At 72.9% G+C, this 17,774-nt stretch carries 13 protein-coding genes and 1 pseudogene; 8 read left to right on the top strand and 6 right to left on the bottom strand.

Translation table 11 applies throughout. The features are described 5' to 3' along the window. Window positions 1–272 precede the first annotated feature (272 nt). Window positions 273–1,481: an FAD-dependent monooxygenase gene (locus ACWGIF_RS30825; protein WP_453502388.1), complete on the bottom strand. Its 1,209-nt coding sequence runs from the start codon at window positions 1,479–1,481 to the stop codon at window positions 273–275. Window positions 1,482–1,580: 99 nt separating this feature from the next. On the opposite strand from ACWGIF_RS30825, the gene ACWGIF_RS30820 reads away from it, so the two are divergent. From ACWGIF_RS30820 to ACWGIF_RS30805, 4 genes are all read left to right on the top strand, one after another. Further along, the gene (locus tag ACWGIF_RS30820) at window positions 1,581–2,213 is read left to right on the top strand and encodes a TetR/AcrR family transcriptional regulator (protein ID WP_453502386.1); all 633 of its coding nucleotides are present in this window, start codon (window positions 1,581–1,583) and stop codon (window positions 2,211–2,213) included. Between the two features lie 9 nt (window positions 2,214–2,222). Then, on the top strand, window positions 2,223–2,600 hold the full coding sequence (locus tag ACWGIF_RS30815) for a VOC family protein (protein WP_453502384.1): 378 nt from the start codon (window positions 2,223–2,225) through the stop codon (window positions 2,598–2,600). A 291-nt stretch (window positions 2,601–2,891) separates the two neighbouring features. Further along, the gene (locus ACWGIF_RS30810) at window positions 2,892–3,983 is read left to right on the top strand and encodes a mechanosensitive ion channel family protein (protein ID WP_453502383.1); all 1,092 of its coding nucleotides are present in this window, start codon (window positions 2,892–2,894) and stop codon (window positions 3,981–3,983) included. A gap of 55 nt (window positions 3,984–4,038) precedes the next feature. Further along, window positions 4,039–4,335: a DUF1876 domain-containing protein gene (locus ACWGIF_RS30805; protein WP_453502381.1), complete on the top strand. Its 297-nt coding sequence runs from the start codon at window positions 4,039–4,041 to the stop codon at window positions 4,333–4,335. 299 nt (window positions 4,336–4,634) lie between these two features. On the opposite strand, the gene ACWGIF_RS30800 is transcribed toward ACWGIF_RS30805, so the two are convergent. Next, complete coding sequence (locus tag ACWGIF_RS30800; protein ID WP_453502379.1) at window positions 4,635–6,512, bottom strand: serine hydrolase; 1,878 nt, start codon at window positions 6,510–6,512, stop codon at window positions 4,635–4,637. A gap of 350 nt (window positions 6,513–6,862) precedes the next feature. On the opposite strand from ACWGIF_RS30800, the gene ACWGIF_RS30795 reads away from it, so the two are divergent. Both ACWGIF_RS30795 and ACWGIF_RS30790 read left to right on the top strand, forming a co-directional pair. Beyond that, complete coding sequence (locus tag ACWGIF_RS30795) at window positions 6,863–7,978, top strand: NAD(P)H-dependent flavin oxidoreductase (protein ID WP_453502378.1); 1,116 nt, start codon at window positions 6,863–6,865, stop codon at window positions 7,976–7,978. Between the two features lie 5 nt (window positions 7,979–7,983). After that, window positions 7,984–9,561 (top strand): acyl-CoA synthetase, encoded by a 1,578-nt coding sequence (locus ACWGIF_RS30790; RefSeq protein WP_453502377.1) that lies wholly within the window; start codon window positions 7,984–7,986, stop codon window positions 9,559–9,561. Between the two features lie 393 nt (window positions 9,562–9,954). Here ACWGIF_RS30790 and ACWGIF_RS30785 read toward each other — a convergent pair whose 3' ends face one another. Continuing rightward, window positions 9,955–10,149, bottom strand: coding sequence for a hypothetical protein (locus ACWGIF_RS30785; RefSeq protein WP_453502375.1), 195 nt, complete (start codon window positions 10,147–10,149; stop codon window positions 9,955–9,957). Window positions 10,150–10,521: 372 nt separating this feature from the next. Here ACWGIF_RS30785 and ACWGIF_RS30780 point away from each other — a divergent pair, with 372 nt between their 5' ends. Then, window positions 10,522–11,694: a calcium:proton antiporter gene (locus tag ACWGIF_RS30780; protein ID WP_453502374.1), complete on the top strand. Its 1,173-nt coding sequence runs from the start codon at window positions 10,522–10,524 to the stop codon at window positions 11,692–11,694. 43 nt (window positions 11,695–11,737) lie between these two features. Here ACWGIF_RS30780 and ACWGIF_RS30775 read toward each other — a convergent pair whose 3' ends face one another. Further along, a complete protein-coding gene (locus tag ACWGIF_RS30775; protein WP_453502373.1) occupies window positions 11,738–14,218 on the bottom strand; it encodes a penicillin acylase family protein in 2,481 nt (826 codons plus the stop codon). A 416-nt stretch (window positions 14,219–14,634) separates the two neighbouring features. Between ACWGIF_RS30775 and ACWGIF_RS30770 the strand changes: the two are divergent. Next, window positions 14,635–15,092: pseudogene (locus ACWGIF_RS30770) on the top strand (AMP-binding enzyme); the annotation flags it as partial. 134 nt (window positions 15,093–15,226) lie between these two features. Here the strand turns inward: ACWGIF_RS30770 and ACWGIF_RS30765 are convergent. Together ACWGIF_RS30765 and paaK are read right to left on the bottom strand one after the other, a co-directional pair. Further along, the gene (locus ACWGIF_RS30765; RefSeq protein ID WP_453502371.1) at window positions 15,227–16,078 is read right to left on the bottom strand and encodes a YhjD/YihY/BrkB family envelope integrity protein; all 852 of its coding nucleotides are present in this window, start codon (window positions 16,076–16,078) and stop codon (window positions 15,227–15,229) included. Between the two features lie 98 nt (window positions 16,079–16,176). Beyond that, window positions 16,177–17,478: a phenylacetate--CoA ligase PaaK gene (paaK, locus tag ACWGIF_RS30760; protein ID WP_453502369.1), complete on the bottom strand. Its 1,302-nt coding sequence runs from the start codon at window positions 17,476–17,478 to the stop codon at window positions 16,177–16,179. Window positions 17,479–17,774 lie beyond the last annotated feature (296 nt).

The raw sequence follows: 17,774 nt of genomic DNA, 5'->3' as shown, positions 1-17,774 counted from the left end.
CCAGGCGTCCCGGGTCAGGCAAGATCCGGAAGAGACGGCCTGGTGGGCCGGGGGCCGGCCGAAATGCGGAAGAGCCGGGGCGCGTGGCGCGCCTGTGTCGCTGAGGAGCGGGAAACCCACCGGGCAGGCCCACGCCTACCCGCCGGGCGCGATGACCGCGCTCGGGATCTCGCGGTCCGTCCCGGAACGGGTCTCGCCGTACCCGTCCCGTCGATGCCGGGGGTCTGGGGGCTCTGCCCGCCATCGTGGTGCAGGGCAACCGTCAACCCTCTTCAGCGACGGGCGCCGGCGTCCACGGGCGCATTGCCCACTCCGCCCGGGACGGTGAATCCGGCGAAGAGGCCGTCCATCGCCCGGTGCGCGGCGCGGGCCGGGGTGACGCGGACGGCGAGGTCGCGGACGGCCACGGCGAGGGGGTGGGTGAGCGCGGCGATCAGGCCCGCGCGGCGGGCGCGGACGCGGATGGCGTCGGTGCGCGCACAGCGGGCCGAGCTGTAGGAGGCGAGCGCGGCCGGGACGTCCCCGCCGTCGGTCCGGTCCAGGAGATGGGCCAGGACCGCGGCGTCCTCGATCGCCTGGCAGCCGCCCTGGCCCAGGTTGGGGGTCATGGCGTGGGCGGCGTCGCCGAGCCAGGCGAGGCGACCGTGGTGGAAGCGGGGGAGCGGGGCCGCCAGGTCGTGCAGGTCGTGCTGGAGCACGGCCGCCGGGTCGATCCGCTCCAGGAGGGCCGGGATCGGGTCGTGCCAGCTGCCGTAGCGGCGCAGGAGTTCGGCGCGGACGTCGGCGGGGCGGTAGCCCTCGGGGACGACGGCGGTGGCGTAGACGTAGATCCGGCCGTCGGCGAGCGGGACGACGCCGAAGCGCTCGCCGCGGCCCCAGGTCTCGGCGGTGACCGCTTCGGCGCGGCTCACGGCGGCGGGCAGGACGGTGCGCCAGGCGGTCTCCCCGCTGTAGCGCAGGCCGGGGTGGTCCGGGAAGTACCGGCGGCGCAGCGGGCTGTGGATACCGTCGGCGGCCAGCACGAGGTCGGCGCCGCCCAGGTCGCCTGCCGACGTGCGGACCACCGGGGAGCCGTCGGCCCCGTCCACCGAGGTGACCGCGACGCCGTACCGGACCGTGCCTTCGGGGAGCGCGCCGGCCAGGGCCCCGGCGAGGGCCGAGCGGTGTACGGCGAGCGGCGGACCGCCGTAACGGGCGGTCAGTGCGGCGGTGTCGGCGTGGTTGAGCCAGCGCCCGTCCGCTCGGCGCAGGCCCATCGCGGCGGGGACGGCGCTGCCCACCGCGCGGGTGACGTCGAAACCGATGACGTCGAGGGCGCGCAGGGCGTTGGGGGCCAGCACGATCCCGGCGCCGACGGCGGCCGGCCCGGGAGCCCGCTCGCACACGGTGACCCGCCAGCCCCGGCGGTGCAGGGCCACAGCCGCGGTGAGCCCGCCGATCCCCGCGCCTGCCACGACCACGTGACGCTGAAGTTGCGACATGACGAGTCCCCTCTTCCTGCTGCTGCGGCTCTTCCCGTCCGCCTGTCCTCTACATCCGTAGAGGGCAGTGAGCTCACTCTACAGCTGTAGAGTGAGCTGATGTCCACCCCACGTGTGAGCCCGCAGAGTGCGGATCGCAGAACGCTGATCGCCGACACCGCGATCGACCTCGTGGCCGCCGCCGGGCTCCGGGGCCTGACCCACCGTGCGGTCGACGGCGCGGCAGGGCTGCCGGCGGGCAGCACCTCGTACTACTTCCGCACGAGAGCGGCCCTGATCGGCGCCTGCTACCAGCGGCTGGCGGAGCTGGACCTCGGCGACCTCGACGACCTCGACGGCGGGAGCCCGATCCCGCTCCCGACGTCGGACCGGGACGCGGCCGCGGCCGTGCTGGCCGGACTGCTCCACCGCTGGCTGACGGTCGGGCGCGAGCGCCAGCTGGCCCGCTTCGAACTCAGCCTGGAGGCGGCGCGCAACCCCGCACTGGAGGCGGACTTCCACCGGGCGGGCCAAGGGCCCCGGGCCCGGGCCGCCGGCATCCTCGCCGCACTCGGGGCCGACCGGCCGCAGGAGGCCGCCGAGATGATGGTCGCCTGGACGGACGGGCTCCTCTACGATCGGCTGGCCGGCGCCCTCGCCCGCTCCCGCCCGGCCCCGGATCCCGCCGAACTGGCCTCCGTCGTCCGCCGGATGATCGACGCGGCCCTCGCGCACCCCGTCCAGGGTGTCTAGGATCCGGTCATGATCGCTGAACTGCAGTGCGTGGTCCTGGACTGCCCCGAGCCGCGGCTGCTCGCCGCGTTCTACCGGTCCCTGCTGGGCGGAAACGTCAACCAGCAGGACCCGCGCTGGTCGGTCGACGAGGACTGGGCGACGCTCCACACGGCGTCGGGCCTGGTCCTCGCCTTCCAGCGCGTGGTGGACCACCTGCCCCCGAGCTGGCCGGACCCCGCCCGCCCGCAGCAGTTCCACCTCGACTTCGGCGTCCCGGACCTGGACCGGGCGCAGGAGGAGGTACTGGCGAGCGGCGCGACACTGCTCGACGAAGGCACGGACGAGCGCGGCTGGCGGGTCTACGCGGACCCGGCGGGCCACCCCTTCTGCCTCGTCCGCAGCTAGGTCGTCTCGTCAAGGTCTCTCCTGGTGGGTGGGGCCGGCACGCACACTCCCCAGGCCGCGTCCAGCCGTCGATCGCCAAGACCCCGGCCCACCTGCAGCGCCTCGGGCCCCGTGGGGCAGGATGGCAGCCCGTGACGGGTGCGTAAGCAGGCCCGAACGGGCCTTCCTACAGGGCGATCTGACAGGTGAAGACATGACGACACGACACATACGGAGGCCGGCGGCCTCTCTCGCCGTACCCCCGGCCTCCCTTGCCGTACCCCCGGCCCCTCTCACTTCGGAGGGGATCCTTTGAGCCGGGATCTCGTCCTGCACGACTGGGTGGTGGCCGCCATCGCGATGGGGGCGGGTGTCGCGGCCGGGTTGCTGCTGCGCGCCCTCATGCGGTGGCTGGGCAAGCACGCGAGCAGGACGGCGTGGAGCGGGGACGACGCCATCGTCGACGCGCTGCGCACCCTCGCACCCTGGGCCGCCGTCATCGGGGGCGCCGCCGCGGCGGCGTCGGCGCTGCCGCTCACCACGCGGGTCACGGGGCTCGTGAACGATTCGCTGATCGCCCTGCTGATCCTCATCGCCACGGTCGCGGCGGCCAGGGTCGTCGCGGGACTCGTACAGTCCCTGGCGCAGTCCCGTACGGGGGTGGCCGGATCGGCCACCATCTTCGTCAACATCACCCGTGTCGTCGTGCTGACCATGGGCATGCTCGTCGCCCTCGAAACCATGGGCGTGTCCATCGCGCCGCTGCTCACGGCGCTCGGAGTGGGCGGTCTGGCGGTCGCCCTGGCACTGCAGGACACCCTCGCCAACCTCTTCGCGGGCGTGCACATCCTCGCCTCGAAGACGGTGCAGCCCGGTGACTACATCCGGCTCAGCAGCGGCGAGGAGGGCTATGTCGTCGACATCAACTGGCGCAACACCGTGGTGCGCAACCTGTCGAACAACCTGGTGATCATCCCCAACGGCCGTCTCGCGCGGACGAACATGACCAACTTCACCCAGCCGGAACAGAAGCTGTCGATCCTGGTCCAGGTGGGCGTCGGATACGACAGCGACCTGGAGCACGTCGAGCGGGTCACGCTCGACGTCGTCGACAGCGTGATGGCCGACGTCTCCGGCGGGGTCGCCGACCACGAGGCCGCCGTCCGCTTCCACACGTTCGCGGACTCCAGGATCAACTTCACCGTGATCCTGGGCGTGGGCGAGTTCAGCGACCAGTACCGGATCAAGCACGAGTTCATCAAGCGCCTGCACGAGCGGTACCGGGCCGAGGGCATCTCCATCCCCGCCCCCACGCGGACGGTCTCGGTCCAGCCGTGGGGGGCATCGATCCCGCACCAGCGCGACGCTGCGACCTCGCTGCTGGCGGGGAACGGACTGGAATAGCCGACCCGCCCCCTCGGAGGGATCCTGGGGGAGAGCGCGCGGGAGGAGACACGTGATGACACACGCCGAAGAGTGGACAGTGGGCGTCTACCTGACCGAGCAGGACGGGACGACCAAGGCCCGGGCGGTGCTCGACAACGGAAAGACGACGATGACCGGCCGCGGCACGGCGCGCTGCAATCCCCAGGACGTGGAGATCCCCGCGATCGGTGACGAGCTCGCGGCGAGCCGGGCGATGCGCGACCTGGCCGGCCAGCTGATGCGGGCGGCCGACCGGGACCTGGCCGAGGTGGGCGCGGCGCCCCCGAATCCGCCGCGCACCGATTACGGCTGGCCGGAAGACAGGCCCTGAACACTGCGGTGGGAGGGCCCGTGACCGCGTTCTCGTCGTCCGCACCGGTTTGCTGCTGCACAGGTGTGGTCCGGCACCGCGGGCACCGTTCAACCGCATGCAGGTCGCGAGTGCGGCTCCACTGCGTCGTACCGCCAGGCCGTATCTTCCGGATCTTGCCTGACCCGCGACGCCCGGCACGGCACCTCGCCGCGTAGCCGCGTCGCGCGAGTACGACATGTACGAGCTGCGACGCTCCGCCTTGCGATGCACCGCACCAGACGCCGCGGGCTCAACCGGCAAGATCCGAAAGAGACGGCCTAGTCGTGGGAACGGGTCCAGCCGACGGACTCGATGCGGGCGGCGTCGGCCGGGAGGTCCTCCGCGAAGAGCAGGCGGGCCGGTTCCGCCACGCGGACGCCGTCCACGTAGACCCCGCGCCCGACATAGCGGCCGGTCGCCGTGTGGCGAAGGCGCAGCCGGACCTCGCGGCCCGCCCAGGCGGCTGGGAGGGGGGCTTCGAGGCGGTGCCAGATGCGGCCGGACCAGCCGCCCACGCGGCCCAGCGGCCACTCCTCGGCGGCGCCGCCCGTGGACCGCACGGTGCTGAAGGGCAGCGGCTCCCAGTGTTCCCCGTCGGGCGAGACCTCCAGGTGCAGTGCGCCCTCACCGGGCACGGTGTCCCACCACACCGCGCAGCGCAGCCGGGCGGCGGCCGTGGCCGGGGTGAGCGGCGGCAGCGTGAGGGTGCCCGAGCCGCCCGGGTCGATCCCGGAGAACCAGGCCGCGCCCCCGTGCCGGGTGCGGACCGGCACGGCGCGGGCGAAGCGGTTGCCGACGGCGACGCGCGGCGCGCTGCCGGCCCGCCAGGTCCGGACCGGGTGGACGGAGTTGCCGAGCAGGACGAGGAAGGAGTCGGTGGAGGGGTCGAGGACGAGTGAGGTGCCAGTGAAGCCGGTGTGGCCGGCTGAGTGCGGGGTGGCCATGGCGCCCATGTACCAGTGCTGGTAGAGCTCGAAGCCGAGGCCGTGGTCGTCGCCGGGGAAGGCGGTGTTGTAGTCGGTGAAGAGCAGTTCGACGGAGGCGGGGCGCAGGATGCGCCTGCCCGCGTAGGCCCCGCCGTCGAGGAGGGTGCGGGCCAGGACGGCCAGGTCCCACGCGGTGCCGAAGACCCCGGCGTGGCCCGCGACTCCGTCGAGCGCGTACGCGTTCTCGTCGTGCACCTCGCCCCACACCAGCCCGCGGTCCAGCCCGGACCAGGGCGGGCGCTGCACTTCGGTGGCGGCGGTGACCCGGCGCCAGGAGAGCGGTGGGTTGTATCGAGTGCGGTGCATCCCGAGTGGAGCGGTGATCTCGTCGTGGAGCAGGACATCCAGAGTGCGACCGGTGATCTGTTCCAAGAGCAGCTGGAGGGTGATCAGGTTCAGGTCGGAGTACCGGTAGACGGTCCCGGGGGTCTCCTGCGGCCTCACCGACCACAGCAGCCTCAGGCGTCCCTCCCGTGTCGACTCCTTGTAGAAGGGCGCCCACGAGCGCAGCCCCGAGGTGTGTGTGAGCAGCTGACGGACCGTGATCACCTCCTTGCCGCCCCCCGTGAACTCCGGCAGGTACCGGCGTACCGGAGCCTCCAGCTCCAGGCGTCCCCGCTCCATCTGCTGCACGGCCAGGATGGAGGTGAACAGCTTGGTCAGCGAGGCCAGGTCGAAGACGGTGTCCTCGGCCATCGCGATCCGCTCCGCCGCCGGGAACTCCCGAACCCGGTCGGTCCGCCCGTCGTAGTCCGCGTACCGGACGGCGTCGCCCATCGCGCGGTGCAGGGCGATGGTGCGGCCCCGGCCGGCGAGAACCACCGCGCCGGCGTAGTAGGGGTGTTCGGGGGAGGGGCCCAGGAATCGCCGGGCCTCGTCCGCCACTCCCTCCAGGTGCTTCTCCAACAGCCCGGCCTGGCGCGCGGACCCGTACCGCAGCCGCAGCCCCTGGAGCGCGCGCCGCTCGGCCGCGCCGCCCCCGGCTCCGGCGGCTCCGGCGGCTCCGGGGAGTGCGGCGTGCAGGACGAGCACCCCGCCGAGTGCGAGCAGCCGGGCCCCGAGGCGTCGCCGGCTCAGCCCGCCACCGGCGGCCCCGGAGCCGCCCGTTGCCGTCGGCGCGGCATGCGCGTCTCCACCCGCCGCGCCGTAAGCCCCCGTACCTGCTGCCATGTTCGCCCTCCTGTCCCCTGCCACTGTCCGATTCCACCTGCGGCGCCGTTCCCCCGGGGATCCGCCCCCGGACCCCGCGCCTCGAAGGCCGACGGGGCCGGATTGCCGCGCCCGGCGCCCCGGCCCCGCGCCCCGGCCCCGCGCCCCGCGCCTCGAACGCCCGTAGAGCCGGGATGGTCAGGCCCCCCGAACACCCGCGGGGTCTGGGCGCGGGCGACGGCATGTGCCGCACGCTAGTGGGTATGTGCCCGCCCGTCGGCCACCCTCCGCACCGACCGGCCCGTAAAGAATCTGACACTGCATCAGAAAATCCCTTCCCTCGCATGCCGGGCTGCGGCATCCTGCCGCCCATGGAGACGGAGCTGAGCAGGAAACTGGGAGTCGAGCACGCCATCTTCGGCTTCACGCCCTTTCCGGCGGTCGCCGCGGCCATCACCCGCGCGGGCGGCTTCGGCGTCCTCGGAGCGGTCCGCTACACCGCCCCCGACGACCTCAAACGCGACCTCGACTGGATGCAGGAGCACACCGACGGCAAGCCCTACGGCCTCGACGTCGTCATGCCTGCCAAGAAGGCCGTCGACGGCATCAGCGAAGCCGACATCGAGGCGATGATCCCGGCCGGGCACCGCGCCTTCGTCCGCGACACCCTCGCCAAACACCACGTACCCGAGCTCGCCGAGGGCGAGGCCTCCGGCTGGCGGATCACCGGCTGGATGGAGCAGGTCGCCCGCAACCAGCTCGACGTCGCCTTCGACTACCCCATCAAACTCCTGGCGAACGCCCTCGGTTCCCCGCCCGCCGACGTCATCGCGCGCGCCCACGACCACGGCGTCCTGGTCGCCGCCCTCGCCGGCAGCGCCAAACACGCCCGCCGCCACGCCGAAGCCGGCATCGACATCGTCGTCGCCCAGGGGTACGAGGCCGGCGGCCACACCGGCGACATCGCCACCATGGTCCTGGTCCCGGAGATCGTCGAGGCCGTCTCCCCGCTCCCCGTCCTCGCCGCCGGCGGCATCGGCAGCGGCGAGCAGATCGCCGCGGGCATCGCGCTCGGCGCCGAGGGCGCCTGGCTCGGCTCCCTGTGGCTCACCACCACCGAGGCCGACATGCACTCCCGCGCCCTCACCGAGAAGCTCCTCGCCGCCGGCTCCGGCGACACCGTCCGCTCCCGCGCCCTCACCGGCAAGCCCGCCCGCCAGCTGCGCACCGAGTGGACCGACGCCTGGGACGACCCGCAGGGCCCGGGCGCGCTCCCCATGCCGCTCCAGGGCCTGCTGGTCGCCGAGGCCGTCTCCCGCATCCAGAAGTACGAGGTCCAGCCGCTGCTCGGCACCCCCGTCGGCCAGATCGTCGGCCGGATGAACAGCGAACGCAGCGTCCAGGCCGTCTTCGACGACCTCACCAGCGGGTTCGAGCGGGCGATCGACCGCATCAACCGCATCGCCGGCCGAGTCCGAGAGGTGTGACCGCCATGACCGCCACCACCCCGTCGACGACCGACGGGCAGCCGCCCAACGGCTTCTGGGCGCAGGCCGCCGCCGATCCCGACCGCACCGTCCTGGTCACCCCCGAGGGCGAGACGTGGAGCGCAGGCCGCCTGCACGCCGGCGTCAACCGCCTCGTCCACGGCCTGCGCGCCGCCGGCCTGCGGGAGGGTGACGTCTTCGCCGTCGTCCTGCCCAACGGCGTCGAGTTCCTCACCGCCTACCTGGCCGCCTCCCAGGCCGGCTTCTACCTCGTTCCCGTCAACCACCACCTCGTCGGCCCCGAGATCGCCTGGATCGTCTCCGACTCCGGCGCCAAGGTCCTCATCGCCCACGAGCGCTTCGCCGACGCCGCCACCGCCGCGGCCGACGAGGCCGCCCTGCCCGCGAGCCACCGCTACGCCGTCGGAGCGGTCCCGGGTTTCAGGTCGTACGGGGAGCTCCTCGAAGGACACCCCGGCACGGCCCCCGCCGAGCGCACCCTCGGCTGGGTCATGAACTACACCTCCGGCACCACCGGCCGCCCCCGCGGGATCCGCCGCCCGCTGCCCGGCAAGCTCCCGGAGGAGACGTACCTGGGCGGCTTCCTCGGCATCTTCGGCATCCGGCCCTTCGACGACAACGTCCACCTGGTCTGCTCGCCGCTCTACCACACGGCCGTCCTGCAGTTCGCGGGCGCCGCCCTGCACATCGGGCACCCGCTGGTCCTGATGGACAAGTGGACCCCGCAGGAGATGCTGCGCCTGATCGACCGGCACGCCTGCACGCACACCCACATGGTCCCCACGCAGTTCCACCGGCTCCTCGCGCTCCCGCAGGAGACGAAGGACGCCTACGACGTCTCCTCGATGCGGCACGCCATCCACGGCGCCGCACCCTGCCCCGACCACGTCAAACGGGCGATGATCGACTGGTGGGGCGGCTGCGTGGAGGAGTACTACGCGGCGAGCGAGGGCGGCGGCGCCTTCGCGACCGCCGAGGACTGGCTGAAGAAGCCCGGAACCGTCGGCAAGGCCTGGCCGATCAGTGAACTCGCCGTCTTCGACGACGACGGCAACCGGCTGCCCGCCGGTGAACTCGGCACCGTCTACATCAAGATGAACACCGGCGGCTTCAGCTACCACAAGGACGAGGGCAAGACGAAGAAGAACCGCATCGGCGACTTCTTCACCGTCGGCGATCTGGGGCTGATGGACGAGGAGGGCTACCTCTTCCTCCGCGACCGCAAGATCGACATGATCATCTCCGGCGGTGTCAACATCTACCCCGCCGAGATCGAGTCCGCCCTGCTCACCCACCCCGCCGTCGCCGACGCCGCCGCCTTCGGCATCCCGCACGCAGACTGGGGCGAGGAGGTCAAGGCGGTCATCGAGCCGGCCGAGGGCTTCGTGGCGGGCGACGCCCTGGCCGCGGAGATTCTGCACCACTGCGAGCGGCAGCTCGCCGGCTACAAGCGCCCCAAGACGGTCGACTTCATCGAGACGATGCCGCGCGACCCGAACGGAAAGCTCTACAAGAGGCGGCTGCGCGACCCGTACTGGGAGGGGCACGCGCGCGCGATGTGAGGGGTGGCGGCCGCCGGGCCGTCCGCGTCACCAGGGGGCGACGTCGTGGACCCCGGCGCAGCAGGGAGCCGCGGCGGCGCCGGAGGCGTTCCGGTCGCGCTCGTCGCGCTCGTCGCGTACGGGGGAGGGCCGCGCCGCCATCGTCCGGCGAGCCCCTTCGTACGCCTCCCTCGTCGTCCCGCAGCGCGATGTGCACGCCGATCTCGTCGCCCCCGGCACAGTACGGCCGTCCAGTCGACGTACGGCCGTACCGGGCCGGGGGCGACCGGCAGGAAACCATCGAGCAGCAGTTCGGGGCCGGGATCTTCCACGCCGGAGTACCCGATCATGGTGACGACGGCGACGTGCAGCGCGTCGGTGAGGCGTCGGAGGGCTCGCACAGGAACCGCCAGGTCACGGGGCGGGCGTCGATGACCGGGATGCCCAGGCCGTCCACGGACGTGGGGCCGCCGGCTCCGGCCCGGCGGCGGGGAGCTGGCGCGGCACCCCCGCGACGACGCTCCACGGGACGGTGCAGTCGTGGGGGCGCAGCAGCGGCAGGTCGTACGCGAGCGAGCAGTCCGGGCCGCCGTCCTCCCACACGACCACGCGGGTGGTGTCCAGCCGTCCCGCGGCCGCACCACCCGGCGCTCGGGCGGCCGGCCCGCGCCCCCGCGTACGCCCTCGGCCCTAGGAGCCCGGGAGGCGTGGCGCAGCAACGCCCCGACCGCGACGCGGTGCGGTCGGGTCGGGTCGGGTCCTCCTCGGTCCAGGGCGAGGGCACTTCGGCTGAGGGCACGCCCATTCTGCGGTGTCGTGCGCGGGTTCCCGCTTCCTGCGGACACCGCACCCGACACCCCCGCCCCGCCCGACGCGGTCTGCCCCCGCCACGCCCGGCGCGTGGGTGAGAAGGGCCAGGTCAGGGCAGCGAGAGCGACGCCTCAGCCGCATCGGGGGAACACTTCTGGCAAGTTGGCTGATATGAGTACGACTACGCGCAGATCCTTCCTGACCGACTGGACCCTGCTGGTCCCCCTGGTGGCGCTCGTCGCGCTCGTTCTCAGCTGGGGACGCGACCTGCACCCGCTCGCGGTGGCCCTCGTCGCCCTCTGCCTCGCGGGCGCGGTGCTGGCGGCCGTCCACCACGCCGAGGTCGTCGCCCATCGGGTCGGCGAACCCTTCGGCTCCCTCGTCCTCGCCGTCGCGGTCACCGTCATCGAAGTCGCCCTCATCGTCACCCTGATGGCCGACGGCGGCCCCAAGGCCGCCTCGCTCGCGCGGGACACCGTCTTCGCCGCAGTCATGATCACCTGCAACGGGGTCGTCGGCCTGTCCCTGCTCGTCGGCGCCCTGCGCAACCGGGTCGCCGTCTTCAACCCCGAGGGCTCCGGGGCGGCCCTCGCCACCGTCGCCACCCTCGCGACCCTCAGCCTGGTCCTGCCGACCTTCACCACGAGCAAGCCCGGCCCGGAGTTCTCCACCGCCCAGCTGGCCTTCGCCGCCGTCGCCTCACTCGCCCTGTACGGCCTGTTCATCGCCGTCCAGACGGTCCGTCATCGGGACTACTTCCTGCCCGTGGAGACCGAGCCGCGACCCGGCGCGTATGAGGGCCAGGGCGGCCGCGACGGAGCCGGAGCCGGAGCTGGAGCCGGAGCCGGAGCCGGAGATGGAGACGGCGACCACGCCGCGCCGCCCACCTCCCGCGCCGCGCTGATCAGCCTCGGACTGCTGATGGTCGCGCTCGTCGCGGTGGTCGGCGACGCCAAGGCCGTCTCCCCGGCCATCGAGAAGGGAGTGGCCGACGCGGGCCTGCCCAACGCGGTCGTCGGTGTGATCATCGCCCTTCTCGTGCTGCTGCCCGAGACCCTGGCCGCCGTCCGCGCGGCCCGCCGAGGCCGCGTCCAGACCAGCCTCAACCTGGGCTACGGATCCGCCATCGCCAGCATCGGACTGACGATTCCGGCCATCGCCCTGGCCTCGATCTGGCTCTCCGGCCCGCTCATGCTGGGCCTCGGCCCGGTCCACATGGTGCTGCTGGCCCTGACCGTCGTGGTCAGCGCCCTCACCATCGCCCCGGGCCGCGCCACGCTGCTCCAGGGCGGCGTGCACATCGTGCTGCTCGCCGCGTACCTCTTCCTGGCGGTCAGCCCATGAGGGCCGCGGCCGGGAAGAGGTACGGGTCACCGCGAGGGCACGGTCACCGCCGCTCGCGGGCCCAGACCAGCTTCAGCTGCGGCGAGGTGAGGATGTCCCGCTCGCAGAACCGCGCCGTGACCCAGCGCTCCCCGGAGAACATCCGCGTCTGGTCCGCGTAATACGGCGAGCCCGCGTCCGAAGACTGGCCGTAGGTCAGCAGGGTGCGCGCCACCGGGCAGCGGCCGCCGTCCCAGCCGACCGCCTGGATGTGGCTGGAGCCGTGCACGACCTCCGGATAGCCGCCGGCCGCCGCGTTCCACGGCGCCTCGATCTTGTTCCAGACGCCGAGCGCCTCGGTGCCGCCGCCCACCGCGAGCTTCTGCCCGCCGCGGACCACGAACTGGTGCTCGCCCAGCGGGGCGTCCAGGGCGATCCCGGCGGCCCTCAGCTCCGCCACCGCGTCCGCGAGCGCCCGCGCGACGCCGGGCGCCGCCTGGTTGAGCGTCCGGGGCGTGCGTACCGGGTCGGCCGCCGAGAACGGCACCAGCCACAGGTCCTTGGCCGGTGTCGAAGCCGTCAGCCTGCGCCAGAACCGGTCGAAGAGCAGCGCGCCGCGGCTGGTGCCGTCGGTCGTACGGTCCCAGCCCGCCAGCACCCCACAGGCCGCCGAGACGTCCACCGCCGCGCCGTCGCTCGCCGTCGCCGTACCGCCGGGCAGGGCGGCGCACGCCTTCGCCGCGTCGGCCGCCGCCAGATCACCGGCCGGTGCCCGGTTGGCGAACTGCTGCTTCTGCAGGTCGGCCACCGTCAGCCGGCCCTTCGCAGCCATCGCCGACACGTCCTGGACGGCCCCGCGCGTGCGCAGCGAGCGGGGGGTGGCGACGTTGCCCCAGATCCGCTCGTATCCGGTCAGCGGCCGGTCGGCATGGGTCAGCCAGGCGCTGTCGTTGGAGTTCTCGACGTACGGGGCGCCCTGCAGCGTGGGCGCCTTCCCCGGGCCGAAGACGCCCGGCTGTACAGCGTCCGCATCGGAGCCGGGCGTGCACTCGCCGCGCGAACCGTCCAGCACCGCCAGCCCTGAGGCCGGGTACGTGGCCTGGCCCAGCGGGGTGGAGCAGCCGGCCGCCAGCTCGTCGGTGATCCGGGGGAGTACCTGGGTCTGGGTGAAGAGGGTGCCGCCCGCCGAGTCCGCGGCCACCGTGTTGACCCACGGCAGACCCTGGGTGCGCTTCAGGGCGTCCTGGATGCCGGCGACCGAGCGGGCTTTGCCCATGGCGAGGGCGGTGTCGGAGCCGCGCAGGTTTGCCGCGTTGGGGTCGTTCAGCGCGTACGCCGTCCGGCCGGTCCAGTGCAGCGGCAGGCCGGCGCCCAGGTTCGAGACCACCGGTCCGTAGCGCGTCCACCACTGGCTGCGGGTGACCGGGGAGCCGCCCGCCACCGGGACGGTGACGGTACGCCGGGTCATCCTCTCCGGTGTGCCGTCGACCAGGTACACGGTCGGGTCGGCCGGGTCGAGCGTGAGCTGGTGCAGGTTCACCGGGGTGCCGGTGGCCACCGTGTGGCTCCAGGCCACCTTCTCGTTGAAGCCGATGTTGACCACGGTGGTCCCGAGGAGGGAGCCGCCCGAGACGTTCAGCTCGCCCGGAATGGTCTGCTGCGACTGCCAGAAGCGGCGCCCGCCCTGCCACGGGTAGTGCGGGTTGCCGAGCAGCAGCCCTCGGCCGCTCGCCGTGGTGGAGCCGGCGAAGGCCACCGCGTTGGAGCCCATGTCGTAGCGGCTGGTGTCGAAGAATTCGCGCGCGGCCTCGGCGGCGGCCGCCGGATCGACCTCCGGTTCCGGAGCGGGGGCCGGCGTCGTACGGGTGCCCGCCGAGGCGGCCGAGGCCGCTGTGCCTGCTGTGCCTGCTGTGCGCGGCGGTTGGGCGGCCGTGATGCCGTCGATGCCGCGCCCCTGGCCGCCGAGGACCGAGACCGCGAAGCCGCGGGCAGCCACGTCGGTCGAGGTGACCGGGCGGACCCAGCCTGCGCCCTTGCACGCCGGGTCGGTGACCTTGTTCTGTGCGAGCCACGCGTTGTAGCCGGCTGCCCAGCCGCGCATCAGTTCCTTGAGGTCCTTGCTGGGACCGGCCGGGGCGGGGGCCGCCAACAGCTTCTCCACCGTGCCGGACTCCCGGACGCCCTTGAAGTACAGGTCGCTGGAGAGGTTCCGCGTGGCGGAGGAGAGCGATCCGTCAGGTGTGGCGTCGGGCCCGAACCAGCGCGAGCGCTCACCGGCTACGGTCACGAACCCGTCCGCGAGGACGCAGACCTGATCGGCGGCCTGCGCCCAGCCGGTGCCGAAGCCGAGCTGAGCGTAATCGCGGGCGAGGATGTGCGGGATGCCGTTCTCGGTGTACCGGATGACGGCGGACAGGCCGCCGCCGGCCGGTATCCGGTCCCCGGGCGCCGCCGAGGCCTGCGGCGTCACGGCCGTCGCGACGAGCAGCGCGGCGGCGGTGACGGCGACACGACGGAGTATCGGACGGGTGCTGAGGTGCAACATGCCTCCCAAGTAGCCTGCGGATGGGTGTGGTTACCCGCTGGACAGGCGGTGCGTCCGTGCCCCCACACTCATGCAGTCGGTCTGATGATCTGTCAACATCCCGTTCGGTATCCCTGTCATCGAGCTCGGCGTACGGGGAGGCGAGGATCGCGCCATGACGGCAGCGCGAGCGATGTGGGCGGTGCAGGTGGTGCAGGTGGTGCGGCACCAGAGGGTCGACGGACTGGCGCACGAGAGTGCGCGTCGGCTCCCCCAGCGCCTCGCGGGGCCCGCTACCGCGGGCGGAGCTGGACGTACGCGAAAGCCGACGCGACCGTCACCACCGGCGCCGCCGTGCTGCGGCAGCGGCAGGGCTGGCCGACGGCGATCGCGGCGCACCTTCACCCTCCGACTCCGACGCCCATCTCCTCGCCTGCGTGCCGGACGGCAGGGCCGGCGAGATCGTCTACCGCTCGCCACAGTTGGTCCTGGGGTGCTGGAACGACCCGGAGGCCAAGCCGTGGGCCTTCATGGACGAGTGGTTGAGTTCGGGCGAGACCTCGCGGTGAGCGACGCGCAGGGGTACTTCGCGGTCGTGTGGACCGCGTGAAGGACGCCATCAACCCGGGCGGGGTGCTGGTCGCCTCCCGGCAGGTGGAGGAGGTGCTCTGCACCCGGCCGGGCGTGGTCGAGGCGGCGGTGATCGGGCTGCCCGACGAACGGTGAAGCGAGGCGGTCACGGCGGTGTGCCGTACCGCGCGGGGAGGTGACGGAGGCGGAGCTGATGACCTACCCGCGGGAGCGGCTCGCCCACTTCAAGGCCCCGCAAGGCGTCCTCTTCGCGGGTGTTCTCGCGCCCAACACCGGCGGCGAGATCCTCAGGGGAATGCTGTGACTGCTTCGCCGGGCCGCCCGGCCCCGGAGGGCTGAACCGGGCGGGACGCGGGACGCGGGGGCGCCCATCCCGGGTGGTCCGGGGGTGGGTCCCGGGCGGAGCGCGGTGGGTGAGGTGACGTGCGGTGCGGCCGGTCAGGCAGGTCCCGGGTGGTCGGGATGGCCGCTGTCGGCGGGCAGGATCCCGGTGCGCCGGAAGTGGCGAAGGGTGAGGTACTCGTGGACGAGGCGGCCGACCAGCGCGCCGCCGTAGACCACGAAGCCGACGCCGACCAGCCAGGACTGGACGACCAGCAGCGTGCCGAACGGGCCGTAGGTCACGGCGTTGGACGCGATGAGCGGCGAGAACACCAGCTGCGAGAAGAATCGCAGCCCCAGCAGCCCGACGCTGGTCGCGAGCGTACCCGGCACCAGGGCGCGCCAGCGGACCCGCCCGCCGAGCAGCAGCCGCTGGGAGCCCCAGAAGAAGAGGCAGGTGCCGATGAGGTCACCCAGGGTGCCGAGGGTCGTCCCGACGAAGTGCGACGGCGCGGGGATCCCCACGAGCAGGGCGAGGTAGCAGACCAGCAGGGCGAGCCAGACGACGTGCCGCCACATGGTGTGCCACCGGGCCGTCGGCAGGTCCCACACCTTCTCGTAGCCCGTCTGCACCGCCGAGCCGAAGGTCAGTCCGAACACGGCGAGCGCGGCCAGACCGAAGGCGGTGGTCCGCTCCAGCGCCATGTCCGCCGCACTGAACAGCATCTCGACCCGCCCTCGCGACGACTCCGTCACCCCGAGGGCCTGGCCGAGCCAGCGGCCGAAGCCCGAGCCGCTGCCCGGTGCGGCGGCTGCGACCACCACCAGCAGCGGCACGAGGGTGAGAAACCCGAGGGCCGCGAAGCCCATCGCCCGGTGCATCAGCTCCATCTCCCGGCCGCGGCTCCAGGCCAGCCCGGCGGGGGAGGCCTGGAGCCGGACATAGAGCTGCCGGAAGGTCGAGGTCACGCCTCATGCACTACCCGCGAGCATCACCCTGCTCCCGGGAGCCGCCCCGAAATAGGCCCGAAGGGGTGGTTTCAGCCGCCCGGACGCGAGTCTGCGCCTTACTCGGCGCCGCGGAGGTCCACCAGTCTCCTGATCTTCCCCACCGAACGCTCCAGGGTCTCCGGATCGACCACCTCGACCCGGACCGAGACCCCGACCCCCTCCTTGACGGCCCGGACCACCTCGGCGCCCGCGGCATCCCGCCGTTCGACGTCCGTCTCCCGACGTGCCTCCACCCGTACGGTCAGGGCGTCCATACGGCCTTCGCGGGTCAGCCGCAGCTGGAAGTGGGGAGCCAGCCCGGACGTCCGCAGGAGGATCTCCTCGATCTGGGTCGGGTACAGATTCACCCCACGCAGGATGATCATGTCGTCGCTGCGGCCCGTGACCTTCTCCATCCGCCGGAAGGCCGGCCGGGCGGTGCCGGGCAGAAGCCGCGTCAGATCCCGGGTGCGGTACCGGATGACGGGCATGGCCTCCTTGGTGAGCGAGGTGAACACCAGCTCGCCGTGCTCGCCCTCCGGCAGCACCGCGCCCGTCAAAGGATCGATCACCTCGGGATAGAAGTGGTCCTCCCAGATGTGGAGGCCGTCTTTTGTCGATGCGAACTCCTGCGCGACGCCCGGCCCGATGACCTCGGACAGGCCGTATATGTCCACCGCGTCTATGCCGAGACGTTCCTCGATCTCCCGGCGCATCTCCTCGGTCCACGGCTCCGCGCCGAAGATCCCGGTACGCAGCGAGGTGGCGCGCGGGTCGATGCCCTGGCGCTCCATCTCGTCCAGCAGGGTCAGCATGTAGGAAGGCGTCACCATGATGACCTCGGGCCGGAAGTCCTCGATGAGCCGGACCTGCCGGTCCGTCATCCCTCCCGAGGCGGGCACGACCGTACAGCCGAGGCGCTCGGCGCCGTAGTGAGCGCCGAGGCCGCCTGTGAACAGCCCGTAGCCGTAGGCGATGTGGATGATCTGGCCGGGCCGGCCACCCGCCGCGCGTATGGACCGGGCGACGACGTCCGCCCAGGTGGAGAGGTCCCCGTCGGTGTACCCGACGACGGTGGGGCGCCCGGTTGTGCCGCTGGAGGCGTGGATGCGGCGCACTTCGGACTGCGGGACGGCGAACATCCCGAAGGGGTACTGGTCGCGCAGATCGGCCTTGGTGGTCAGGGGGAACAGGGCGAGATCGGCGAGGGAGCGGCAGTCGTCGGGATGCACGCCGGCCTTGTCGAAGGCCTGCCGGTAGAACGGCACGCGGTCGTATGCGCGGTGCAGAGTCGTGCGCAGCCGCGTCAGCTGGAGGGCGGCCAGCTCGTCGCGGCCGAGCCGCTCGCCGTCGTCGTGGAAATCCGCCTGCTCCGCCATGCCGTCACCTCATCGTGAATCAACCGAACGATCATTCGGTAGATTGCCAGCTCTCCGCAGGTGAAATCAATGACTCGAACGAGTGATCGTCTGTTGTGGCGGTCTGCGCGCCGGTCGTCGGGGGCGCCGTCTCATCCTGCTCGACCTGCGCGGTGCGGGCGACTCCGCGAGGTCGCCGGGCCGGGCCGTACCGTAGCCGTAGCCGTGGCCGTGGCCGTGGCCGTGGCCGTGGCCGTGGCCGTGGCCGTGGCCGTGGCCGTGGCCGTGGCCGTGGCCGTGGCCGTGGCCGTGGCCGT

It is taken from the genome of Streptomyces sp. NPDC054849 (genome assembly GCF_053610945.1).
This window is presented reverse-complemented; position numbering and strand designations above follow the sequence as displayed.